This window comes from Neiella holothuriorum (genome assembly GCF_019457915.1).
Taxonomy (GTDB): Bacteria; Pseudomonadota; Gammaproteobacteria; order Enterobacterales; family Neiellaceae; genus Neiella; species Neiella holothuriorum.
In genome coordinates this window covers 254,723-280,367 of the sequence record NZ_JAHZSS010000003.1, presented here as the reverse complement: position 1 = coordinate 280,367, position 25,645 = coordinate 254,723, and the positions used below count along the sequence as shown (strand labels likewise).

General features: G+C 45.3%; 10 protein-coding genes, 2 tRNA genes and 1 pseudogene. 2 read left to right on the top strand and 11 right to left on the bottom strand.

What is annotated here, in order from left to right; all coding sequences use genetic code 11:
• Positions 1–28 precede the first annotated feature (28 nt).
• Together K0504_RS04665 and K0504_RS04660 are read left to right on the top strand one after the other, a co-directional pair.
• A tRNA-Met gene (locus K0504_RS04665) sits at positions 29–105 on the top strand.
• 75 nt (positions 106–180) lie between these two features.
• A tRNA-Met gene (locus K0504_RS04660) sits at positions 181–257 on the top strand.
• A 409-nt stretch (positions 258–666) separates the two neighbouring features.
• Here the strand turns inward: K0504_RS04660 and K0504_RS04655 are convergent.
• From K0504_RS04655 to K0504_RS04605, 11 genes and pseudogenes are all read right to left on the bottom strand, one after another.
• The gene (locus K0504_RS04655; RefSeq protein WP_220102993.1) at positions 667–1,848 is read right to left on the bottom strand and encodes a PcfJ domain-containing protein; all 1,182 of its coding nucleotides are present in this window, start codon (positions 1,846–1,848) and stop codon (positions 667–669) included.
• 422 nt (positions 1,849–2,270) lie between these two features.
• Positions 2,271–5,945, bottom strand: coding sequence for an SbcC/MukB-like Walker B domain-containing protein (locus K0504_RS04650; RefSeq protein WP_220102992.1), 3,675 nt, complete (start codon positions 5,943–5,945; stop codon positions 2,271–2,273).
• 1 nt (position 5,946) lies between these two features.
• Positions 5,947–7,239: an exonuclease subunit SbcD gene (sbcD, locus tag K0504_RS04645; RefSeq protein WP_220102991.1), complete on the bottom strand. Its 1,293-nt coding sequence runs from the start codon at positions 7,237–7,239 to the stop codon at positions 5,947–5,949.
• 282 nt (positions 7,240–7,521) lie between these two features.
• A pseudogene (gene ssb, locus K0504_RS04640) lies at positions 7,522–7,938 on the bottom strand (single-stranded DNA-binding protein); the annotation flags it as partial.
• A gap of 400 nt (positions 7,939–8,338) precedes the next feature.
• Positions 8,339–10,135: an NERD domain-containing protein/DEAD/DEAH box helicase gene (locus tag K0504_RS04635; RefSeq protein ID WP_220102990.1), complete on the bottom strand. Its 1,797-nt coding sequence runs from the start codon at positions 10,133–10,135 to the stop codon at positions 8,339–8,341.
• Positions 10,136–10,185: 50 nt separating this feature from the next.
• Positions 10,186–11,706, bottom strand: a complete 1,521-nt coding sequence (locus K0504_RS04630) for a hypothetical protein (protein ID WP_220102989.1) — start codon at positions 11,704–11,706, stop codon at positions 10,186–10,188.
• Positions 11,706–12,869, bottom strand: a complete 1,164-nt coding sequence (locus tag K0504_RS04625) for an AAA family ATPase (RefSeq protein WP_220102988.1) — start codon at positions 12,867–12,869, stop codon at positions 11,706–11,708. Before K0504_RS04625 ends, K0504_RS04630 begins: the two co-directional genes overlap by 1 nt.
• Positions 12,862–14,802: a DUF1998 domain-containing protein gene (gene drmB, locus K0504_RS04620; protein WP_220102987.1), complete on the bottom strand. Its 1,941-nt coding sequence runs from the start codon at positions 14,800–14,802 to the stop codon at positions 12,862–12,864. The genes K0504_RS04625 and drmB overlap by 8 nt, the downstream gene beginning before the upstream one ends.
• Positions 14,799–17,909: a helicase-related protein gene (locus K0504_RS18540; RefSeq protein WP_220102986.1), complete on the bottom strand. Its 3,111-nt coding sequence runs from the start codon at positions 17,907–17,909 to the stop codon at positions 14,799–14,801. The genes drmB and K0504_RS18540 overlap by 4 nt, the downstream gene beginning before the upstream one ends.
• Before the next feature lie 173 nt (positions 17,910–18,082).
• Positions 18,083–19,219 carry a hypothetical protein gene (locus tag K0504_RS04610; protein WP_220102985.1) on the bottom strand — a complete coding sequence of 379 codons (1,137 nt, stop codon included), beginning with the start codon at positions 19,217–19,219 and terminating at the stop codon, positions 18,083–18,085.
• A 144-nt stretch (positions 19,220–19,363) separates the two neighbouring features.
• Positions 19,364–25,636, bottom strand: coding sequence for a DEAD/DEAH box helicase (locus tag K0504_RS04605; RefSeq protein ID WP_220102984.1), 6,273 nt, complete (start codon positions 25,634–25,636; stop codon positions 19,364–19,366).
• Positions 25,637–25,645 lie beyond the last annotated feature (9 nt).

Below are 25,645 nucleotides of genomic sequence, written 5' to 3'. Positions count from 1 at the left end.
CCCTATCTATAACATGCGCAGCCGTTGTCGCGGGGTGGAGCAGTCTGGTAGCTCGTCGGGCTCATAACCCGAAGGTCGTCGGTTCAAATCCGGCCCCCGCAACCAAACAACGACAGTAGTACCAGCATCAACGCACGTTGATGAGAAGAATGGCCCTCGGCCTCTTCAACACACCCGTGTCGCGGGGTGGAGCAGTCTGGTAGCTCGTCGGGCTCATAACCCGAAGGTCGTCGGTTCAAATCCGGCCCCCGCAACCAGAATTTTGAAAAGCCAGCTTTCGAGCTGGCTTTTTGCTATCTGACTGATAACAAATCTTTTAGGTCGCTTGCGCTCGTCCCTACACAGCACCTTTGGGCACTGCTAATGCGTTTACGTTGAAATGCGGCAAAATACTTCCGTGACGCCAACGTGACAAATGGTGCCAAATGCCGCTTTCTGCAAAATGAATTTTTATTCAAAAAACGGCTGATTTTGACCTTAACCCATCGTGACTGTGTCACGATCTGTCCCGAACTTCTGTCACAGTACACATAGCTAAAAATCAACTTTAATGTACTTTAACTCATTGATGTAAAGAATGGGTTCGCCATCACTTAGTTAATTCTTTTTGTTTCGCCACCAGCAATTACTCCAACCTATAAACGTGACATATATAGTCACTGGTACTTAGTTTCTCTTAAAAAGCTTATAATTTTTTCGCTCGTTCAATAACCAATCGAAAACCTTCTTACGAGTATCTTCGGAAGGGATTTTATTTTTGAGTCCTGAGATCTGGTCAATCTCATACGGGAACTGTTTATTTGGGTCGATTTTTATCCCAATAGTCATCCGCTCTGGCTGACTCAAGCGAAGAACAATGTAACGGCCCTGTGCAATGCGGTTATGGTAAACCGCAACACAGTGGCACATTTCGTCGCCCTCTTTGCATAAGTCGTAATAATCAACAATCGGCTCTATATCAGGCGCGGAACAAAAATAAACAGGATATGGCTTATCAGCATCAATTGGCTTTCTTTGTTCGGCTCGTATCAGATTTCTCCGCCTCACCCATTCATCGTGCAAGTTTTGCAGCGCGTCATATGTAGTGAGGTTTACAATCACCGACAATGGATCCGCGAGACCTATGTCTTGTCCAAGCAATAGTGTATCTACCAGAACGACTTTTAATCTGAGTCGAGTTGCATTGTTGGTTTCGGCAAGAGTACGCCCTAAGTGCGTGCCGGTCAAAAAAGGGTGGGTATTATCCAAAGATAAACAGGCAAAATTGACTGAAGTGTAATGGCTAAAACGCTTGAAAAAGCATGTTGTTGCATTGAGCATTCTCATCACATGATAAATTTCGTTCGCTCCTTCAAAAGTAAGCGTCAATTTATCGATGAACTTCAAAGCAGCTTTGGTAGATGCAAGGCCCAGCTCTGCAAGGAGCTGGCGCTGACCAAGCCTGGCAAGCCTCAACGCGCTTTGGTTATCGGTTCTATAGCTCTCGCAAATCATGGCTAACATAAACGGACGAACTAACAAGATGTCTTCGGCGTTCTTACTGTTTGCTGCAAGCCAAAGCATTTGGAGTTGATGCTCAGGAAATAAAGCTGTCTGCTCTAAGAGACCATCAGGAATTGAAGACATCCAACGGGTTTTATCATTCCCTTCATCAATAAAGGTAAGCCCCACTCCTACGCCCCCGTCAATTTGTGTAAGCGAGCCACTTGGATTGCGCTGGTATGCCGTTAGACCTTCGGTCCATGACATTATTTGGATGTCATAGTCATAGCCCAGTAAGGCAGTGTTAATCATCACCGATGGTAGCGACGAAGTGTTTATCTGCTTTTCCTGTACTACTGTTGTCATTCCTAGTTTTACCAACTTCTTAGGTTCACCTTTGTGTTTTACTGCAACGCTTGGAACTCAACATTTTTAACCCCTAATTCAAATAACAAGAGTAACACTAATGGTTGAACGGGGTAGTGGATTACCATTTTTGAGTCGACCAGCCCTGCATCTCAGGTAAGCCTCAGAACGCAACTTCACAAATATTATCGTCAGAGTCAGAAAGCTGCTCACCTCTGAATGCCTGCCACTCATCATACTCGTTGCGCGTTTGAACAGTTCTGTTAGAAGCCAGCCGCTGAACGTGGTCATTGTCCTTGGTAAATACATAACACCAGCCATCTTTGTCACAGTACCTTGACGTTCTCCCACGATAACGAATATTCGCATCAGCCGGGTGGCAGTACAAATTAGCGAGATTATCTCCCATTGGTTAACTTTCCCTATGCTGCATAAATTCGCTCTAATTTGCTGTAGCCCACCCCTGCGCCTTTGCTCACGACGATTTGAGTTGGGATGCGTTCCTTTAGAGCCGGCACGTGGGAAATAATGCCCACCATGCGGCCCGAGGATTGCAAGTTATCTAGTGCATTTAGCGCCACATCAAGCGTGTCACTATCAAGGGTGCCAAAGCCTTCATCTAAAAACAGGGAATCAATGCTAGTACGGTCGCTCACTAGGTCTGACAAGCCCAATGCCAACGACAAGCTCACTAAAAAGCGCTCACCACCTGATAGAGTTTCAACCACTCGAACATTGTCAGCTTGCCATGTGTCGATAATGGCAAGGGCCAAGTTTTCGTCTTTACGCCGCGTTAACTGATAGCGCTTATCAAGTGCTTGTAAATGATGGTTGGCCAAGTACACCAAGTGCCCTAGCGTTAGCCCTTGCGCATATTTTCTAAATTTATCACCCTGGGATGATCCGATGAGACTATTCAGGTGCTCCCAGTGTGCAAGCTCTTTGTTGTGCAATTCTAATTCGTCGAGTAAGCCTTGGTGACGGGTTCGTTGCTCTTTGTTTCGATCGAGGCGTTGACGGATCGCGCCAATTTGTTGTTGCTTAGCTTCTATGCGCTGATTTAGCTCAACTATTTGTCCAGTCACTTGCTCTGTGGACTGTTCTGAGACTCGTTGCTCCGTTAGTGATTGAACCTTATTGGCCACTTCTTGTTGGCGTCTTACTGCCAATTCTTTGCACTTGTCTAGATTTTGCTTCAAGTCGCGTAACCGCGTCAGCTCATCATCCATTACTTGCGCTTGCAAAAAGTCTTGCCGGTTAGCAAAGGGGCTTGCCGCCAACGTTTGTTCAAACTGATTTGCTGCAACTTGATGATTGTCATTCGCTTTCAATAGGCTTTCACGAAGTTGGTGCAAGCGCCCTTCTACTTCTTTTTGCTGCTGAGCAACGTCTTGATGGCGATTTTGGGCTTCATTCGATTGTTGTCGAGCGGCGCTAACCACCTGCTCTGCCTGAGTACGTCGTTGACTTGGCTTATCATGTGCTAGTAGTGAGAAACGCTGATCATTGAGCTCGTTTAATTGCCGTAGCAAAGGCTCCAGAGCTCTTTTTTTAGCATCTAGGTAGCTTTTTGCGCTCACCAATTGTTGTTGCAGTTGAACGATATGATGTTGGCGTGTCGTTATTTGTTCTTGCAGCAATTTGGCATCAACAACTAAGGCGTTGTAGTTAGCTTCGGCTTGCTTTAACTCATCTAGCCAATCGTCCGCCTTGGCCAACTCTGGTGGCTGCCGATTCGTCAATTCGAGCGAACCTAACAACTCGGTATGCGCAAGCTGCACCGTTGAAACCAAATTTTCTTCATTGGATTGGTAGTCATTAAGCTGCAGGGTAATGCCCGCTCGCTCAGCCTGCTGAGTTTGCTGAGCGCCACGTTGTGATGCTAGATCAACTAATAATTGTTGGTGGTTGGATTCAACCTTAGACATGTTCGCATTGGCATTGTCGATTGATTCGATTAGCTCGGCCAGCGACTTTTCTGCGTTTGTTTGTTCTGTTAGCCATTGAGTTAATTCATTTTGATCAGCAATCTGAAACGACAAGCTCGCTTGGTCAATAAGCGTTCGCCAATTCTCGAGGCTGCTATCTAGGTTACGTTGAAGTTGCTGCAATTCGCGCTGACAACCAGCAAGTTGTTGATGTCCGGTGCTGAGCTCAATTTCTAACGCTTTGAGCGACTCTGACGACTGCTCACCTCGCAGTTGCAGCTGCTTTAATTGCAATTCTGTATCAGCAACAGCAGGAAGATTATTAGGATCTGCAAGTGGGTGTTCAAGCGCTCCACACAGCGGGCACGGTGTATCGGGTTGTAATTGCGCACGATGCGATTCTAAGTCTGCAATTTTTTGCTCTAACCGCAATTGCTCTTGCAACTTACGATAAATGCTTCGCTCATGCTCCAGCGCTTCATTTGCTTGCGCCACTTGAGTGGTTAATGCTTCTATTTTCTGAGTGAATTGGGTCTGTTGCAGCGATTTAGATTGATAGAGGGCAGAATTATTCAAGTAGCTTTGCTGTTCACGCTGCAGTGCCTCTCGCAAAGTACGTTGTTCAACTAATTGGGCTTGCTTAGCTCGCAACTGACTTTCTGAATGCTCGCCTAACAATTGCGCTAAGTGGTTTGCTCCCTCTTGTTTGCGCTTGTCAATCTCAGTGGCTTCAGCTTGGAGCGCTTCAAGTTTGTGTTCGGTATCCGCTTGGCTTTCCGCCACTTGCTGTTGCTGCGCTTTGCTTGACGCTACTTTTTTTTCTACTTCACTTCGCGCTTGCTCTGCACGGCGCCATTGCTCGATCTGGTGGCGGATCACCGGCAGGCGCTCGGTTAAATGAGCATCATGAGCCCGGCTCTGCAACGACTGATTAAGTTGTTCTAAGGTTTGCTGATCGTGCTGTTCAGCATTTAATTCAGACGCTAACGTAGCCTCGGATTTTTCGATATTTTCTGCCTGAAGCCGACTTTGCTCTTGCTCCGTTTTTACTTGAGTTTGCAAGGCGATGAGTTGCTTATCGAGCGGCTCGATTTGCTCAGCGAGTAACGTCTCTAAGTGTTTTTGCTCAGCAACAGCAGTCTCAAGGGCTTGCTGATGTAGCGCTAAGTCCTCTTGGTTTCGCTGCTGCTGTTGACTCAACTTGGCTTGCTCACGAGTGGCTGTCGCTAGCGTTTGTTCAATGTCGGTTTTGTGTTGAAATGCCGCTTGCTCGGCCTTATCGTAAGGTTTTAGCTTTGCTGCAGGCTCCGCTAACGTGAGGCTCTGTAATTCGCTTTGTGCCAGCCTTTCGGCTTGATTCGCCGCCGCCAGCTCTTGCTCACATTGTTCTAACTCAGCGCTTGCTTGAGCAACATTGTGGTGCCATTGGCGCTCCTGCTCAAGTTGCTGGTGCAGCTGTTTATGTGCACTTAATATTGTTTCATTCTGCACCAGTTCTTGTTGGGTCAATTCGAGTTGTTGCGCATCCAGCAAATCAACGCCCGATATTTGATCTTCAATCGATTCTGTGCGGCGCTTAGCTTCCCTCGCATGCTCAAAAGCGCGCTGTGAAATCTTTTGATAGATTTCTGTTCCGGTCATTTCTTCAAGCAATTGCGCGCGATCATTTTCTTTGGCGGTCAGAAAGGCATCAAATGCGCCTTGGGCAAGCATCATCGAACGAGTAAAGCGACCAAAATCGAGTCGTGTGATATCTTCAACAGCTTTGCGCACCGCTGAAAGTTTGTTTTCTATGATATTCGCGCCATTGGCTGTGATTTCGGCAAGTTCCGCCAACGGACTCTGCAAATTCCCATCAACGTGCCCCCGCGCTCTGCGCTGTGACCAATGCGCTCGATAACGCTTGCCCTTGGCTTCAAACTCAACCTCAGCTAAGCATTCTGCTGTGCCACGCGTCATCAGTTCATTGCTTTCCTTCGATACAGAGAGCCGTGGTGTTTTGTGATAGAGCGCTAAGCAAATGGCATCGTAAATTGTGGATTTACCCGCTCCGGTTGGGCCTGTGATCGCAAACAGACCGTTGTTGGCAAATTTGTCAGCGGTAAAATCAATCGTCCATTTTTCTTTGAGTGAATTTAGGTTCTGCAACGTGACGGATAAGATTTTCATGCTACGCGCCCTCTGGTGAATTAATTTTAGGCGCGGCAGCACCGCGTGCACGATGAAGCTCTGAATCATCAAGCGCCACATTGGCTTCAACTTCAGTGACCAATTTGGTAAATGTTTCGAGCAGCTTTGCTTTTTGTTCTGGCTCTAATGGCTCTTCAGCCAGGCGCTGTAAAAATACATCTTTGGGTAAAAACTCTTTCAGCGATTTTTTACGCTCGGTGTTTAACACCGCATCTTTCGCGCTCCGCTTACGTCGTAAGCGCAAGATTTCCATCGGTTTACCTTCAATTAAATTTTCAAGTTGCTGGTGCAATCCACTTAAGTAGTCATCCGTATGAATCGATATTTCTAGCCAGATATCCAAAGCTGTCTCGCTTATCGAAGCTGGCAACGATTCAAGCTCGCGGGTTACTTCCGCTAATGAGCCGTTCACGGTTCGCATTTGCCGAAACCGAGGAACAGTCACGCTTTCTACAGTCGACTCAAGTTCACCGTTAAAGCTGACTAACTGAACCTGCTTATCATGGTTTACTTCATCAAAACTCAAATGAATGGGCGAGCCGCTATACCGAACATGAGCTTGGCCTGCTACCGACATCGGTTTATGAATATGCCCTAATGCAATGTAATCAGCTTTGGGTAAATGATCCGCAGGGAACGATTCAAGCGTGCCGACATATATGTCGCGCACGGATTCACTTTTACTGCTTGCAAGTGTTGTTAGATGGCCAGTGGCAATAATGGGCACATTGCGCTGCAGTTGCGTACGTGTATCGAGCGCCTCCCGATACACCGCATCGAAATGGTCAGCCATAGCCTTGATGAGCGCTTGCTGCTTTTCTTGCCCTGTTTGACCAGCCTGTGATTCAACCACGTCGCGAGCTCGAATAAAGGGAATCGCACAAACAATGGCGCCTACCTGGGTATTGGCATTTTTAAGGGTGATCACCTGCTCGGCCGGGCTCTGTAAGACCCCTCCGACAACGTGCGTGCCTAAACATTGTGCCAATGAAGCGGACTCGTGAAGCATCGAAACCGAGTCATGATTACCGCCCAAAATTACCAACTGACAGCCAGCCTGGTGCATCTGAACGATGAATTCGTTATACAAGGAGCGGGCATAACTTGGCGGTGTTGTGGTATCAAATATATCGCCAGCAACAATGACCGCATTGACGGATTCATACTCAATCAGCTGCAACAACCATTCAAGAAAAGCTCGATGCTCTGGCTCCCGGGATTTCCCCATAAAACTTTGGCCAAGATGCCAATCGGAGGTGTGAAGGATTTTCAATTAATAGTACCCATGTTGTGAGTCCTTCGCCCCAATGAGCGTTGCTCAGTGAAGGATTGCCTTTATGCGCCGTAGGTGATTCTAAACCAGGCCATTAAGTTGCATAACCTAGCACCGAGGTTCATTGAAAGCGCTTTTTGACGACCTTAGGGGGCTGCTCAGCCAGTTGATTTATTGATGGCTTAAAACCAAGAAACTAAGGCTTTGCTTCGCCTAAGTGCGTGCCGAAATTGGTCACCCTCAGAACGGAATATCATCCCAGTCGTCATTTAAATTTTGATTGGATTGAGGTGGCGCTGTCACAGGGGGCGTATTTACCGGGGCAACAGGAGTTGGTTGGGTCACAGAGGCTGCGCCGCCACCTAGCATTTGCATTGTGCCGTTGAAATCAATAACCACTTCCGTTGAATAGCGATCTTGTCCGTTTTGATCTTGCCACTTTCGGGTTTGAAGCTTTCCTTCAAAGTAAACTTGTGAACCTTTGCGCAAATATTGACCGGCGATCTCGGCCAATTTCCCAAATATCACCACTCGGTGCCATTCTGTTTTTTCGTTAAGTTGGCCGGTATTTCGATCTTTCCAACTCTCATTAGTGGCAAGACTGATATTGGCAATCGTATTGCCTTTGGTTGTGTTTTTTACATCAGGATCAGCTCCTAGCGTTCCAACTAGAATTACCTTATTAATGCCTTTGCTCATGTATTCATCCTTAATTGACCAAATGTTTTTATGTGTGTCGTTGAGCAACTCAATACTTCTATATTCACTTGCTTCAAGCTTAGATATTCCCAAAATTCAACATAACGCAATGAGCTTTTTAGCTGTTAGTTTTGCAGTCATTACAGCTTTAGTTCATAAGCGCCTATTGGTCTACACGGCGAATTGTCCACTCTTCGTTTCTGATCTCTACACGCATGCCTGGTGCGTATATTAGTTTTTCATTGCTCATTCTGTCTCTCTTGTCCATACAGAGGCCAGCTCTGACAACTCTGTATTCATTTGTTCTATTTTGTAACGCCACAAAGAGTGTTCGGGGTTGCCAACTACTGTCTAAGTTGCGATGTTCCGCAAGTGATTTACTTCGGCTATGGAGATGCCATTAACACTGTTGGTTTGTCCCTAAAGCTTCTATGAGGTTTTCAACTAACTTCTGATTAACTGGTTCCCAAAAGCACTTCCAACCTAGCTCTTCCAATGCGCCTCTATACTTTTCTTGATCAGTCGTTAGCAAAGCGATCTTGTGTTTTGGCCATGCGAATTCTGCCTCAGCAACTGATTCAAATTTTCCATCTCTAATATCAAATCCATTCAAGCCCACTGGTAATCCCGAACTCGCTAGCAAAGTCGGTTCGCCAGCAATTTCGGTATACTCTAGCTGCTCTTGCCATTCTCTATTTGGCCTAGTTGAAATTGCATCAATTTCAGTTGACCAAATCACCACCAACTTTTGTGTTGCTCGAGTTAGTGCTTGGGATGCCTCAGGATGATTTTTCATACTCTCCTGCATGACATCAGTTAAAATGATTACTTTATTTTCAAAGCCATTGAAGTGTATTAACTCTGAAAAGCAGGTTTGGGCTGTGGGAAAATGTTGAATATTGAAGCCATCCAACTGAGTTAGTTTCGACTGCATCGATGGCGGTAATCTAGAGACGCAACTCTTTTCGTAGCATTGAGTAGATAAGAGTGTGATGTCTCCGCGGCTATACCCCTCGCCAAGAGCATCATTAACTGCTTTTTCTATGAGTAAGAGACAATCGGAACCTTTCTCAGCATTGAGCTCGACAACCGTTGGCTCATGACTTCGTTGAAGCTGATTCAGCCCATCTTGTAATGCCACTGGTGAGTAATTAATTGCAAGCGTTGATAAACGATATGCCGTATCCAGTGAGATTTTCGTATCAGAACGCACAGAAACCTCTTGTACTAACTTTTCGTTTAGCGGCTTAAAGCCAGGGAGCAAATCGGCCTTATTCTGCAAGAAAAGCCAGCGACCAGCCGCAAGTCCTCCTCTCATAAATCGCCCTAACTTTTCTAGAGTTTCTGGGGTGTAAATGTCTTGTGCATCGTCAACAATTACAATATCAAATTTGGCGATGAAAGCCCTACGCGCTTCTGTTTGGATACAATCGAGCGTTGCAACCACTACACTATTAGCTGCCAACTTCGCTCTTAAATATCCCTTCAGCCACTTTGATCGACACACGACAAGTAACGATTCATCTGGCTTAACAAGCAACTGAGCTATTTGTTTGAGTAAGAGCGTTTTTCCTGTACCAACTGCTCCATCGACAAGTACTTTCTTACCCTCTTTAAATGCATTCAGCGCAAATCTTTGATTGGCATTCAAGTATCCAAAGCTTTCTGTCGAGTGGAAGTTGCTCCTGACTGAGCCGGGTCTAAGATAGTTAGCTATTTGGGAAATTTCATCAGGTGTGAGCGCCTTGGGATTACTACTTTTCTCTTTCCAGTAGCCGATAAAGCGCTGAAGCCAAGCCATAAAGCTTCTCATACAACCCTTTGTGGCATGAATCTCAGAAGAGTATTCGACCGATTCCGGCAAGCTGATAGTATCAGGCGCTAATACACCGTACCCGGTGGTAAATTCCTGACAACCGAACTTCTTTGACCTCAAATAATCTAGTAACGAGAACATTCCGATTTTTGCTTGATTAAACGGATTCTGAATTGGGTATTGCTTTTGTTTGGCAAAAGAGAGCCAGTGGCCATTCTGCTGGCGCAAGCGCCCCCCTTTTACTTCAAAAACAAAGATGCCTTGAGTACACACAAGTACAAAATCGAGCTCGCTCACCTTTTTGGTACGGTGAGAAATAAGCTGTAGCGAATGAAAGCAAATTGCTCCTGGGAGCTCCACCTTTCGAAGAGCGTCATACATCAACAACTCAGCATGGCTATCATTGTTGTATGGTTTGGATGGGTTTAACCTCATAATTTACTGAGGTCTCGGGCCAGCTTTTTCATTGCTTTTGTTAAAGATTTTTCCGATTCATAGAGCTCAAGGATGGCGTTAAAGTCAACATCATCAAAAGCCTTTTGCATGATCATTTTTTCTGCAAACTGTTTTGAGTCAGGCCCTAATAGAGTTGCTAATTCTCCGGTATTCTCTGGGATGTATTTGACACCATTAACGTTAACTTCCTGTATCTCATATCGCTCAACCAAATCAAACTTGCTTGCCAACGAATCTTTAAGTTGAGGAGCACTATCATCGGACAAAATATCAATTAAAGTAGGGACATCATTGATTTTTGACTTTTCAGGTGAAGGATTCCCAATGATCTGATTAAAATAAACAAACATGCGTTCAACAACGAACTTTTCGAGCCCTTTGATTTGGCGGACGACCTTGGGGATTTCGTAGAATTTATCACGCAGTCCATAAGCGATGGCAATATTGGTATAACCTTCATCGGTCACGGTGGGGATCGGCTGCGTAAATAGTTTTTCTGTTTCGTTGAGTAATGAGAACATAGTGACAATTTGCGAGATAAAGTCACTAAGCCTTTCTACTTTGTCAAACGACTTCAATTGCTCAGCTTTTGTTTCCTGAATCTTTCCTTTCTGAATGTCTCGTGATTTCTCTTTTAACTTTTGTAAATAATGCGTAACTTTTTCATCATCAAAATCCATGTCAAAAAAAGAGATGAGGTTATCAAGAATTTTGCCTTGACCTTTATAGCCAACCAGCACATTAAAAAACTCGCCTCTTAGCTTTTGGCTTAACAGCTCTTCTCCCTGTTCTCTTTGGAGGTATGAGAGCAACTCTTTGACTGCAAATGGACTATCAGAATCTGCTGATAAGGCAGATAACTGTTTGAATGCATCGCTTGCACGCTTAGAATTTTTTGCAGCAACAAAGCAAAGCGCTAAGGCGGCCCCATAACCGCTCACTTTTCGAATTGTTGTTTTGTCAAAACTGAAGAGGTGATGATGTGCATCCAACGCGGGTTGTTGTGAATCAAAACCCATACCTTGATCACGACTTTCAACCTCAAATAACTTGTCAAAACCAGTAGCCTTGAACTTAATTGCTTCAAGCAACTCTATGCTGACTCGACCAGAAATCTTAGTTAAATAATCAAAGTGATCACGAGCTTGTTCATCCTCAAAGACTACTTCATTGATTAGGTAAGTAGGTATAACACCATCCAAGTCGAATCTTGAGCCAGCATCGTTGCCGCTCAATCCAGTCATATCAAGAGACACAACAACTAATGCGCTCTTCAAGTTACTGTCTTCTTGGGCGGAAGCATTCAGTCCTTTTCTGGGTATTTTATTCTTGGCATTTGGCTTCTTATACAAAGGAACCCCAGCCGGGTGCAGGCAAAATTCATCGGGCAAATAATTGTCAAATGGAAAAGTACTTGCTGGCGTTATAAAGCCTAATGCAAAGAATTGAGCTAAGTTATCAACGCAAATGGGGGTGTAAAATTGCTGCTTCGCCATTATATGGAATCTCGTTCTAGAATATTGGTATCTGCCGGAAGCAAAGCCTCAACAGGCTTATTTGGGAATGAGGCACTTTGCATCAAGAAAAGCTCATATTTTGCTCTTGATGTCATTACGTATAGGCGCTTACGCATTGAATCTTCATCTCCATTTATCACCTGTAGGCCATCAAGGATTACATAAACGGTATCGAACTCAATCCCTTTGACGGACTTATCGCACAAGACTACGATGCCGCCTTTACCGAAATCTATGTTCACACTACCTTGCTTTTGTTGACTGGAATAACTTGAGATGAGTGGCTTTTCATTATCTCTAGGAACATCCACTTGAGATAATTTCTTAACATAATCCTCACGCTTCGTTTCTGAGGATACAATTACGCCTATCAATTTACCGGAATCTCTGTCAGCTGCTCTCAGAATAGTTTCAACACATGCATTCACTGTCGAATAATTCAAAAGTGTAGGTTTCAGCAGTGATGGTGGTCTCTTTGGTAATTTGGGTTTAGGGCTCGCTCTGTCTGTATAGAAGTGTTGGCATAGTTTGACGATTTCCACTGTGCTTCTGAAAATCTCGTCGAGTTCGATGACATCACTTGGAGACAGCCTTAAGACTGTCTCTAGGTCCTGACGGCTGGAATTGTCTTCTGTAATTTGTTGATTTTGATCGCCCACCACGAAGAAGTTTTCAAACCCTAGCTCCATCAGTGATTCATAGTAGCCTGAAGGGAGATCTTGGCCCTCATCAATAATCAGATCCTGAATGTCAACTTGCTTAAAATGGTCTCGAAATATCTTTTTCAGCTGATCATAATCAGGGTTTACTTCTTTAACTTTACTTCCAAAAGAAGGCTGCTTCTCAGGCATATATTCGCTTGTTAAACCATATTGAATCTGGTACATCCAGCTCATTGCCGTATCGAGATCGCAGGATAAAAGCTGTGCCATATATGCCGCTAGGACATGATTAAACGTGAGGACTTTTGGCTGCTTTTGCTTGCCTTGATACTTTTCCATTCGAAGCAGTGCAACAATAGATTTGCCAGTACCTGGAGCCCCAACAACCAAGTGCAATCCCTCAAGTGGTAATCTCATTACTCGCTGCTGCGTTTCATTTAGGTTATGCAGCTGTGGAAGTTCATTAATCCTTTTACTCATGATGGTTCCCTTTTATAAACTCCAATAATGAAGGTATTCCCGCAGCTTTATCCCCCTTAATCAGGGTTCTATCTAAAAACACATTCCCATAGTCACAACTAGTATCCGGCACTAGAGTACAACCGTGACAAGCAGCTCTGTTCAAGCCATCTCTTCCTTGCCCACTATGCTCTGAACAGACAGGATCCAATGTGCACCATTGAGCTCGCTTGAGTGCTCCACTCAAAACCGTTAAGAAAGCCTTAGGATCTGCTAATTCCATTAATCCTCCTAATGAACCACTTTTGTCCGCAACAGTGGTGTAAATTAAGAGGCCACTCATATCTGCTTCTCTTGAAGCATAAATTCGCTCTGAGAGCGACGATGCAGGATAACCACACTTATCTTCAAGTTCTCGGATCAACAAATGGGCTAACGTATGGAGCAAAATAAACCGCGGAGATAGCTCATCCACTGTGAGTTGACTCTCAGATGCTTCGTAGTGAAGCTCGAGTTCATTAACACGTAAAGCTATTTGAGTGTGTGACTCCCATCTACTCAACCAGCTTGACGGCAAGGTAATAAATATTCCTTCACCATAGAGGTTGATGGCAGGCAACCAGTCTAAACCCCCGTAAATATCTGGGGAAACCAGCTGTGGCTGAAATGACTCTTTCTCTTCTGGGGTTAATTCCTTGCCGGAAGTATTACTATCTGGGTTTAAATCTCGTTGAGAGCGTAAAAAGCCCTGAAATACTTGAACCTTTCTAAGTCTCTCAACTTTGATTAACTTGCCGACAATGTTACTGAGATCTCTCAATTCCTCTGGTAACGACTCGCGGCACTCTTGAAGGAAATCGTCAAGGTGTTTGGTTTTAAAGTCAGCAGATGGGGAGAATGATTGCTCTGTAATGAGCGCTTCAAACTCTTCTTCTTTCATCTGTCCTGGTGTACCCACCAGCTCAGGTTCTTCTTCATCGACATTACCAAACTCAAAGAGCTGTACAGCTTTTTTAACCTCGTCAAGTGACGCGCCAAGTTTACGTACAACTTGTATCATGCGTCCTTCACGTACGAAATCACTGGGCGCGCTGATGATATCTTCAAGCTCATCGGTGTGCTTCAGAATATAGCTAGTGTCAATTAAGTCTTGTTCGTTATTGGACTCAGGCGGGATAACCAAGCCATCTTGGATTACAGGTGTATATACACTCGGGTGGTTAATTTCGACGACTTCGCCTTTTCGTTTAAATCCGTCGGGCTCTTTTGGAATTCTCTCGAAGATCCATGGCTGTGGCTTACGAGGTTTTATGCCTAATTGATTTGGCTCGAAGTTCACCTCAGCCCCGCAGTTACCGCATACAATCTTTTGCGCCCCTTCTTTAAAGGTAAGCTTCAAGTTCTTTTTTTGGTGACTAAGGTAACATTCTGCTTGCCGACCTTGAGGCTGCTTAACACGAGTTATGCTCTTACCATTTTCATCTTGCATTTTTTCTATTTGATGATGGCAGAGGTAATTCCAATCAACATTGTCTAAGTTGCCGTAGTTATCAACCACACAGTAAGTTCCCTGGTTCATCACTCCGCCGCACCCACACCTTGGCTTTTGGGCCGAATGGTGAGGATTTTCTTCCCAAGGGTTTAGATCTAACCGGTCACATTGAACGCACTGTAAATAACCAGGAAAAAGAACAGCAGGGATTGATTTGGCTATGCCACTTTCATTCTTCTCATTTCCCGTTGGCGGTAAATAGAGCTTTTGTGGAATCTCTAAACAGCGTTGAATACGGCTAACATTTCTCAGTTCATATTGAGGTTCTGGCTTTCCGCCCTGAAACCAAAATCGGGTATCTACAATCACGCCCGTGTAGTCATTTTTTAATCGAGCAATGCTGCCAACACCTTGTTGTGCTCCAATATGAGACAAGCGAACAGGGGTCAATGATTTATTCATTGTTTTAGCCCCCTTACAGCTTTCACCAAGCAGCTATCTTCTACATTACGCATGGATGTCTGTGTATCCCATAATGCAGTTCTCTTAACATCATGTGTTTTAATCAAAGATTCTGCCGCTCTATCACGACTATGGAACTGCAGTTGGCGGCGGCTTTCCTTAGCATTTTTTACATATAAGTCCCACTCATCAATTAGGCTATCAAGCATATCCAAGGTAGTGTTCAGCTTTGATTCTTGCTCTTGATGCTGATGCTCTGAATCGAATGGGCCAGTGATGGCACTCCTTATCCTTCGCTTCATAATCTGTATCACTGCCATAATGGATGGACTTGAGGAATTGAAGCTATCGGCACTTGCATTTGACGAGAAGCCTATGCCTGACATTCGAATAGCTATGATCACTGCCGCGTGCAGTGCTTTTTTGAGAGATTGATACGTAAAAGGGGTTAAGCTTGTAGGCTCTACATAGCGGTAAAACGACTCATGATATGGCCGAAAATTTTCATAATGAGATAAGCTACTGGTTTGAGATTTGTAATAATTAACAAATACAACGCCAGGAATATCTCCTCGCCCAACCCGGCTGCTGGCCTGAATATATTCTGATGTGGTAAGCGGTTGCCCATTAATGATCATGACAGCTAAACGCTCTACATCCAAACCAACTGAGACCATATTTGTTGCTAACGCAATATCTACTGAGTCGGCCTCATCGCAACTCAGGTCTAATTGAGCGAATGTTTGGTTATTTCTTTCTGCCCCCTGAACTGATGTTAAAGATTTAACATTCAAATAACGATTTAGTTCTGCTTTGGAGCTTTCTAAAGAAGGGAGTGTCTGTGAAAACTCAAATAGCTTCTGTTGAATAGAGCGATTAATAGGCCCTTTGAATGAAGCGTCACTCGCAGAAACCCCCTTCAAACTACCGTGGTAGACTAGTTGCGTCCACCAAGCATCTTTAAACTCAGGTTTATCTGCAAAATGAATTTCAGGAGCTACAGCTAAAAGGCTTGAAAGAGGCTCAAGGGCATCTCGTTTTGACTTGCCGTATGCCATATATCCAACGTAAATTCGACCAGGCTTTTCAGTTGTGGGAACAGTTCGAGCAAAAAATGAGTCATCATGCTTTAAGCCTGATGGAGGGAATACCGCTGAGTCTTTTCCGTATAGCTGCTTTACCTGTTCCTGGGCGTTTCGAATGGTTGCCGTCGATGCAATATACTTTGGATATATACCTCTTTTTATCAAAGCGGCTTCAATACCAACCTCGTATAAACCAACCATTGAGCCCAGAGCACCTGAAATCAGATGTAATTCATCCTGAATAATAAGCTCAGGAGGTCTTTTACCATTAGCACCAAAGAACACTTCGGCTCGACTCTCCCAAGCAAGCATTGCAAATTTGTCTACGGTAGCGAGCAGTAGAGTTGGAGGCCTTTGATAAAGTGACTCATCGACTGTTAGACAAGGAAGAGTTGGGTTGTCACTACCTCCAAACTCACAAGAGTCATTAGAACAGCAAAATTCAAAGTGCCTCTCGTCAGCCAGGTAGTTCTTTTCAGTAAATTTAGCATTGCACCAAGGGCATGAGGCCAAACCAAGCTTTTCATAATTTTGATTAGCCAGCTCTTGCTGGGCCTGATGAAATGAGTTTGGTGTAGTGCTGCCACCAACCCATAACCCCAAAGTAAACGGAGTGGTACCCAGCCAACTGTGTGACTTTCTTCTTATCAACTCAAGTGCACATATTACTTTTGCTGCCCGAGCAAACTGCTGCCCAGTTAAAAGTGTTAGAGTGTAACGCATGATCGCGACTGTACTGTCTTGACTCTCTGGGTACACTAAGCGTCTGTATACAAAGACCAGCGCCATAACACCAAGATATGCCTCGGTTTTGCCGCCTCCAGTTGGAAACCAAATTAAGTCCACTAGATCGCGATTGAGATCGCCTTCATCAACAGCCGACTTCATTGTCATGAGGACAAATGCAAGCTGGAATGGCCGCCAATTGTATTCCCTCAAATCAGGATCCTGTTCCGTCGCCGTCATTTGCTTCAACATCGCACTGTTCATAACTGCAAAAGCTAATCGCAAAGCCTTATTCTGAGATAGAAAAGTTATGCCATCCTGAATACGAGTATGAGCCTCTTTGGCCCGAGCGATGATGTTTTCTGCAACGACCTGCTCTTGAGTACTCATAGTGCTCTTTAACTGAGCTTGGTTGATAATCCACTCCTTATACTCCTCCGCAAAGGAAAATAGGAGTGAAATTACATCATTGTTTTTATGGCAGGTTGATAAAAAATTGAAGTTTAGATGTTTTGTCTCTTCACCCGCTGTATTAGCAGTAACGCTTGGTACCTCTACTCGAGGCATGAAGTTAACTTTTAAAACGAAATGACCATCTTCATTTGACCAATCTACAGCGACAGCATGGCCAACCGCATATGTTTTGACATCTTTATAGCGAAGCTCAAGTTCCCTTTCTTCTCCCGAGAGCAATGCAAAATCTTTTTGTGGGTAGCTCTCTAAGCGTCCGCTTAGGACTGTACAATTAAGTTCGACGTCAAAAAGAGTGGCCTCGGCTCGCTTTTCATTGTCCTTTTCTGCCCACCCCACAGATTGCTGGTTAGCCAGTGTTAATGTGACTAAGAAACCTTCTTTATATGGCCGCCAAGTTTGGTAGAGCTTCGCTCTATTGTTGGGAAACACCTCTGTGACGACTTGTGTTAGCTCTTCCTTGCTTGGAGGAGATATATCCAAGTAATAGTCATCCGAGCTTAAGGTTTGCTTTTGCCATTCAAAGCTACCTTCAAGTGGCTTTCCACTGGAGTCCTTAGTGAAATAACTCGCTCCATATACAACAGACAACTGTATGTCATCTCCTGTAACGAAAAACGAAAAACCCGCCGACGAGGGTGCAGTGATGGAAGCAACACTATTTCTAGTTTTATGCGTAGAGCTCTTTGACTCACCTTCTAAAGGTCCCAGTAACCCGATATGAAAAGCCTTTAGCGGATTACTGCTTAAACCTTGCTCATACGTATTAACTAGGTTGGCATGAACAAAATCGATAAACCCATCTCTTTCTTTCTGGTAGTTCACAGAATGACCTGCTCCGGTAAAACTGGACAGCCCGGCATCGTATAATCGATCTCAATGCGAATGGCGATTCGCATACCTGGTGAAAATTGTTTTGCTAACATAATTGATTCTCACAGAGATGCACGTTGCACATGCGCTATACATTTTGTCAACACGATTTATTCAGAACAGGGCTATGCGGCTGTTATGTGGTAAACCCGATCGTACAAACTAGGATAAGCCACCTGCTTGGCCGCTTTTTGATATAGCACATCCATCTTGTAGTAATTCAACAAGTTACAGTACATGCGGTATAGAACTTCATGGACAAAGCGCGCATGGAGCGACTTATCGATCGATTTAAAAATGTATAAAAGTTCATAGTTTGATTTGTAGTTTTTAATAATGAATAACTGTGACGAGTCTTGTTTAGGACCAAGGATTTCATTGCTATTTATCAGCACATGGCACCTAACCAAGTCCCAAAACTGCTCATTGTTTTCAGGCAAAAACCCTCTGCGCTGATAAAAAGCGCACACCATTTCGTGTAATCGAACCTCGAGTTCAAATCGGTCCATTAGATAGTTCATGAAAGCATCGATGTTATCGCCAGTAAAAACTCCGAACAAACAGGGCGTTGGGTAGTCATGTAAACCACTTGCTCCTTCATGTTGTGTCACATGGTCGTTTTGGACAATGTGCATGTGCTCGTGGGATATGGTTGCTTGGTAGTTGGCTTTCCTCACACCGGCTTTAAAATCAAAAAAAATAGTGCAGTCGCGACTCGTTTTTTGACTAGAAAACTGACCAAGCGTCTTACGCAATTTAATAAAGCGTGTAATCACAACCTTTACCATACCCAACAGCACTCCAGTGGCCAGCAATAGAGGTAACAACACAATCATGATGGGGACTGCGGCATAAGCTAGGCACAAGAGAAAACGAAGGCAAACCTTTAACAAGCCTATTGGCACCCGAGTTGTAACGCCAAGAACCGACGCTGGTTTTCCATGAATTCTGAAGTAGCGTGGTAATGAGCGAACGTTGCGTAAATTCCTTGCTATACGACGGGGGTGGTAATGTTTCACCAGATCTTTAACGCTACGAATTAACTGCTTTAGTATTTCAGTTAAATCAGCGCGCAGGTTCTTATCCTTCCACAAGAACTTTACTAATTTTCCAGTGGACAAAAACGTTTCAACCACCCGAAAGCCGAATAATGTTCGATAAGTCCTATCAATATAGCAGGAGTGTTGTTCAAACAATTCAGCCGAATCAAAGTCATTTTTGAGTGTTTGCAATGAGCTGTGATTGCTCGCGTAATACATCATTTACCCTTGCGATTATCCGACAATGAAGTCGGTGCCAATAAATTCAGAGCCAACCAAGTTGTAATTAAAGTTGGCAATTTGATTAATCTGTTGTTCCGATGTGCAATTGAGTGTCTAGAGAAGGCTGGAAGATTCACTAATCCACTATAGAACCGTATATGAGATATCCGTGCTCCATTCCTCACTATTGCAAACCACCAACGCGCGTTCGAGTTTCTCCAATTGAGCAAGTTGCACAGCCACATACTCGTGGAAGCTGAATTTGACTGTTGGATAATGAGAACTTGGATCAGACAAACGCCAGTACCCCATCCCCTGATCGAGCTTTAGTTTAATTTGCTTGCCCGACGCCAGCGTCAAGAGTAGTAATCGGCGATGAGCGATGTCAGCCCGGTTGTCACATACAACCAGCTCTGGTTTTACATTGGATTTGTGCTCAACCCATTTGCAGAATACATCAAAGTGATCATCTTCATGCTGCCAATCTTGATGCAGTAAGTGTCCCGCTCTGTCCTTCTGGTTAAACAACGTGTTAACTCTAATCGATGGTTTAGTTGGCAACACTTTGGCATACGCCCCAATGACTTGTGCGATTAAGAGTAGGCTCGCCGGGCTTTGCTGATATCTATCGCTATAGGTCAGATCCTGGACCGGATCGTCAGCTAGGAGTTTTACGAACGCTTTATCACCAAACAAGTGCAGCCAAAAACTCTCACCAAATTTCGATAATTTACCGTTGAACTGGTCTGTAACTTCCCACGACCCATGTATAGCGCCACCTGGTGCCATAGGGGCAATCAGGTTTTTGATGGTTAGCGGCAACTGATTGATTTCATTGCTCTCTAACACCAGTCCTCCCGATCTCAACCACTGCTTACCGGGAGTGATATTTTCTACTTGTGCGGTAGCAAGGGAAATCACCTCATCACTCGTTACAACCTGAGCACAGATGCCGCTGAAAGATTGGTCATGTCCTGCAAGCGTGGCGATATTGGCGCCTAAAGCTTGCAATCGAGTCAGTTCAAATTGCGTTTCCTGGTCTAAATCTACATTGGGAATGCCCAAAGTTAGTGACACCTGGTCTTTAGCGATATAAGTCACCAAATCAGTTCTAAAAAGAGGGCTCAACAAATCCCAATCGTTGATGTCCTCACTCAGAACGAATGTCACGGAACTAGCACCTTTGTTGATCCAGCGCCTGATCGTTTGAGCAATTGAATTGGGTTGATATTTTCCCCCTAGCATTAACTGTAGCTCTTCAGGCACAGCAATGAATGGCTCAAAATCTGCTCCTAGCCACTGCTTAGCGGCCAGCCTATCGAGGCTGTCTGAATCTCGACGTGTATCCGATTCAAGCAAGCAGTCCCCGCAAGCCGTTTCGCAACTGCTGCAGTCTAGGTTAGCAAGCATGTGTCTCAGAATTTGATCGACATGTAAGTGTGCAGAGCTTGCAAAACCGGCGCCTCCAGAGATAGAGTCAAATAGTTGGATAACCAATGCTGAGGAGCCTTCAGATACAATCGCCGGCCTCACTGCGTAACCCAACTCAGATGTAGAAATCCCTAGCTGCTCCGCCAACGCAGCCCGCAGAGCGACAGCCAAAGTAGTCGCAATGACATAGCCTTGGGTATTCTCTGGTATGTATTCGTTACGAACTGGGTGCTTCAAGGTTAATTCGAATACATCTGTTTTCGTATGCGCTCCCAAATGAACTGATTCCATCAGCGTGGGCGAACCATCGCATTCCACCGGAGCGTCTCCATTCTTGTCTTTTGCCAGAGCTTTTAGCGGTCGATGAGGCTTGCTCGGGTCGAGAGACTTTGGAAAATGACCGTGCTTGTCCATTGACTCAGCTCGACCACATGTCATACACAACGCATAGCCAGTGCCGTGCTCTCCTGACGTATGATGGAAAACTGAACCTTCAGCACTCGAAAGCATGTGCCCCATTTGAGGATTGGGTAAGCTCACCTTCGCAGCACTTCCGCCACTGACCCAGGCAGGTTCAACGGGAATAAACTTTTGCATGGCAATGTTATTCGTTGGCTCGGCGTAGAAGTCAGTCACAAAGCCGGCAGGTTGAAGAACACGGCGCATATGCTTGGATCTGATCGGCTTTGCACAATCAGGATTGCTACAAGTGAGCTCGGCGATAGCCGAAGCCTGTGTTTCATATCCTGTGTGGCCACAAGAGTCACAACGCCAACCAACATCAAACTTCTGCGCTTCATTCAGGTTGGCATGAACGTTTTGCCAATGCAGTGAAATACCGCCGGAGGTAAACACTCGCCCATCAAGCACGATTTCTGATCCTGGAGCGTACTCTCGAATAGCAACTGCCAAATTACGACTGGGCAAGCCACGGCTGCGCGACACATTATCGACCCGATCTGACTTTTGAACTTTCTTCTGGTTTTTGTCACGAATGAAATCTTGAATATTGTTGTTATCAAAGTTCACGACATCAGTTGGGAAACCGTATCCTGGCAAAAACGATTTTGATGCTAACTCCCGAAGAACAAACTCACTGACTAAGCGATACAGCTCTTTGTTGATGCGGTATTCGTAAGGGGAATCTTTCAACGCAGTTTGCAGTTGGCGCTGCAAATAATCATATTCTTGCATCCAGCGCTGCTGTAGTTCTCGGATAACTCGTGCTGCGTTTGCGCACAGTGACTCGTGACTGTGGTGCTGCAATACTGTGCCCTTGACTAAGCTCGACAGCTCATCATCAAACTGGTGAGCATCGCTTTCCAACCAGTCCAACAAGCGCCCACAAACCGAGTCTTCGGCAGGCAGATAAAACCACTCTAAATTAAGTTTGGTTTTTTCAGTGTCAGTTGTGCCCACTTTCCGATTCAAGAACAGTGAGAACAGAAGTGAGTTAACATGCCTCTGAACCAGGCGCTCTGAATTAAAAGCCACATAAGGCGCAGGGATCTGAGTAACGAACGGCCACTTGGGATTATCGAAAACGCGCTGATCATGGGGGTTCCCCTTACAAAGCGTGTATGAAATGGCTCTCGACTCTTTACTACGCCCCGCTCGCCCTGCTCGCTGCAAATAGTTTGCAGGGTGCGGAGGAACATTGTTCATGACTACGGCAGAGATACCACCAATATCTACTCCCATTTCCATTGTGGTTGAGCAATTCAGAACGTTGATCTTTCCCTGCTTGAACATGCTCTCATATTCATCGAGCCGATCTGCACTTTGCTGAGCTGAATGCTCTGCCGTTCGATAATAAAAGCCACCTTCCAAAGCTCGGTCGTTTACATCTGTCCATAAATTAGTACTGCGCAGCAGCTGTATCTTGTCGTCCTCGGCGGTTTGCTGCCGAACTGATGCTAGTCCAGTGTCGTAATCCAACTGGCTGTTGTCGTACTCCCACAGATGTGGGTATGGCACTTCAATACACTGGAATTGCTCTGCTTTTTCGATTTTACGCGGTAAGTATGGCGTATACCCCTTAAACGTAGTGTCAATCAGCTTGTTGGTAACAGGGCAAACATACGCCTTATCAAGCAAAGCAAATGTCATTTTGTGTCGGTCAAGCGCAAATTGGTTGCCATCGTTGTTGAGTATGCGAGCACCTTCGGTCAGTACTTTCCATGCATCTCTCAACCAACCATTGATTAGGTCTTCTCCATAAGTCGATGATGCATCCAAGCCAGAACCCAAACTCAACAATTTCACTAAGCGCTGCAGCTGTGAGCTCTTGATTTGTGGCCACCGCTTGATACGCCATTCGTCTTTTTCATCGGATTCGGGACTACGAAGTGATTTTGCTGAAAAGTGGCCGCCAACCCACTTTATCCAACCTTCATCTTCCATACGCAAAAAATTGTTTTCTCGCACATAAAAGTCCAAGGCTACTTTGAGAAAATCTTTCCAGTCATTAGGGGTAAGGCCATGACTTTCCCAATGTTCTGGGCAGTTGGAAATCTGATCCACCCCTTGATAACTCACCTTCACCAAGCCTTGTGTCTCACTACTATTTTGGCGTTTAGGGCGGCGAGAATATTCCCTGAACAACAACATATCTGCGAGCTTGATACTGCCATCATGCTCTTTAAATATCTCGGGCGACAAATACTGGTTGTAGAGCTTCATTGAGCCTTTGAAGTCACCTTTTCTGGCGAGCTCTTGTACCATGTCAACCCAAGAGACTGACACTGCTTTAAACGCTGTAACCCCCGACTCTAAGGCATCCGCTTGACGCTCGAGCTGCTCTGCGGCTTCCAGAACCGTTGACATACCCAAAGCACGGAGCTTTGCTGCCTGTTCCCTTAGCTCCGATGCAGTTACCCCATCGCTAACTTGGCCCTCACTTGCCATGCTATCCAGTTGTTTGCTTTTTAATATTTCAACAACAGCCCCGCGCAATTTCGATCGTTCGGCTTCCTGTTGCATGCGAACAGAGAGCCGAGCAGTGCCTTGGCGACTATCGGTAAAGGTAATCAAACGTCGCCCCCGGGCAGGCAAAGATTGAGGGCCTATATTTTTGCTGCCATCAAAATCCGGGCAATACTCCAATAAGGTCGGGACCACATTAGCGATATAGAAAGGAGCTCCGAGCATCGCTCGCCTAAACGGCATACTGCCACTGTGACCGCCAAAACCACAGCCACAGCAATGTGCATTACCCGATTCCTCGTGAGTTAGCGTATAGCCCTGGCCGTTGAGAGAACCAATATTTCCCTCCGGACTGATAGTTATCGAACAATAGCCATCATCATCTAGCCGACTGCCAAATACTTCAGGTGAGTGGCTAGCTTCAGAAACATCTTGAACGTCGGGCGTATCTTCATCTTGCCCCTCTTCGTGCTGTAAAGAGAACTCATCGCCGGCGCTATTGTTCCACTGAGTTAGCTTGCCGTTTTTATCTCGAGCAAGAAGGTGTGGCTCATTGCATTCAATACAAAAACTCAATTCCAGTACTGGCGCACCACAGTCACACGTTTGACGCTGAGTGGCGTAAACCATACCAAATGGCCAGCCTTTGCTGAGTGGGGTGCTGTCCTTGCAACGGCAATTGGAATCAATACAAGCAAATAAACCATTGGTCATGCGTTGAAAGAAATGTGCCCGAACCTTTAAAAAAGCTTCGCTAGAAGCTGAGCCCTTAGTGCCCGTCAGCAAGTCAATCCAGCGTAACAATTGCTGCTGACTCAATACTTGCTTTCCTGACGCTTCACTTACTTGAAATGCAATTTCGTTGAGCGTTTGCGGTTTATCACTATCAACAATGGCATTGCGAATATATTTGGCCAATGGCGTTGCGGATAATGCTTCAAAGCGCTTAGGAGCGATTTCAGGGTCAAATTCGCCCTTCTTTGTTTCAGTGCCTTGAGGCTCAATTTGTTCGAGTTGCTCAAGCGACTTCTCATCGTCTTCAACAAAGTCGAGGGTCGGAATGATTCGTCGTCCGCCAATAACTTTTACTTGTTCAGGCTCAACGCCGGCCAAATTGGCCAAATAGGTTTGCAGTTGAGCAGCGGCATCGTCTCCTGCGATCGTTGCAGACGTTGCCACAAAACGAACGTCTTTTGCCCTCACTCCAAATGCTTGAATGACTCGACGTAACTGCAATGACAGCTCTGCAGCTTGCGAGCCCACATAAGTGTGGGCCTCATCCAAAACAATCCAGCGCAATGATTTTTGCTGACGCGACTGTTGGATAATCGGAGCATCCGCTTGCCTAACCAGCATATACTCAAGCATGGTTCCGTTGGTCACCAAAATTGGGGCGGGCTCTTTGCGGAGCAACTCCCGAGAGAGAACTTCATTGGGGCGCTTTTTCTGCGCAGACCGCATTTTGTTCTCGCTATTTTCGGTATTGCCGTTGTACAAGCAATAGCGCATATCACCGCCAAAATGTCGTGTCCAGGCGTCTAATCGTTCCTGTTGAGAATTGATCAACGCGTTGAGCGGATACAAAAACAAAGCTCGAACGCCAACCAAAGGCTTTTTAGTTCGCTCAATCTCTCGGAATAAGTCGTTGATGACAGGCACCATAAAACACTCGGTTTTCCCTGAGCCAGTGCCCGACGTAACCACCACTGACTTAGGGTTGTCGTCGAGAAGCGTTTGCCATGCCGTCAACTGGTGCTCAAACGGCCGAAAATCAGCGCCAAATCGGTAGCGGCCATTTTCGTTGTTATCCAAAGCATCGACCACTTCAGCACTCAGAAGGTTGCCCTTCAACCGCTCCATTTTGGGCTTAGCAAATTCCCAACCAAAGGTGTGCTCAAACAATGGCGGAGCCATGAAAGATTCCTGCTCACCACTTTGTTGCGACATCACCTGAGTTAAATGTTCGCGTAAATTTGGATTAGTTATCCCAAGTACACTTAGGGTTGCCTCCTGGGAGCGAGCGATTGATTGCTCAACAAGAGAAGAAAAATATTGGCTCATACAAACGCT

Excerpts from the sequence above, each read along its gene's own strand:
- K0504_RS04655 (WP_220102993.1), bottom strand. The coding sequence starts at position 1,848 with ATGACAACAGTAGTACAGGAAAAGCAGATAAACACTTCGTCGCTACCA.
- K0504_RS04630 (WP_220102989.1), bottom strand. The coding sequence starts at position 11,706 with ATGGCGAAGCAGCAATTTTACACCCCCATTTGCGTTGATAACTTAGCT.
- K0504_RS04625 (WP_220102988.1), bottom strand. The coding sequence starts at position 12,869 with ATGAGTAAAAGGATTAATGAACTTCCACAGCTGCATAACCTAAATGAA.
- drmB (WP_220102987.1), bottom strand. The coding sequence starts at position 14,802 with ATGAATAAATCATTGACCCCTGTTCGCTTGTCTCATATTGGAGCACAA.
- K0504_RS04610 (WP_220102985.1), bottom strand. The coding sequence starts at position 19,219 with ATGATGTATTACGCGAGCAATCACAGCTCATTGCAAACACTCAAAAAT.
- K0504_RS04605 (WP_220102984.1), bottom strand. The coding sequence starts at position 25,636 with ATGAGCCAATATTTTTCTTCTCTTGTTGAGCAATCAATCGCTCGCTCC.
- K0504_RS04650 (WP_220102992.1), bottom strand. The coding sequence starts at position 5,945 with ATGAAAATCTTATCCGTCACGTTGCAGAACCTAAATTCACTCAAAGAA.
- K0504_RS04635 (WP_220102990.1), bottom strand. The coding sequence starts at position 10,135 with ATGTATGACGCTCTTCGAAAGGTGGAGCTCCCAGGAGCAATTTGCTTT.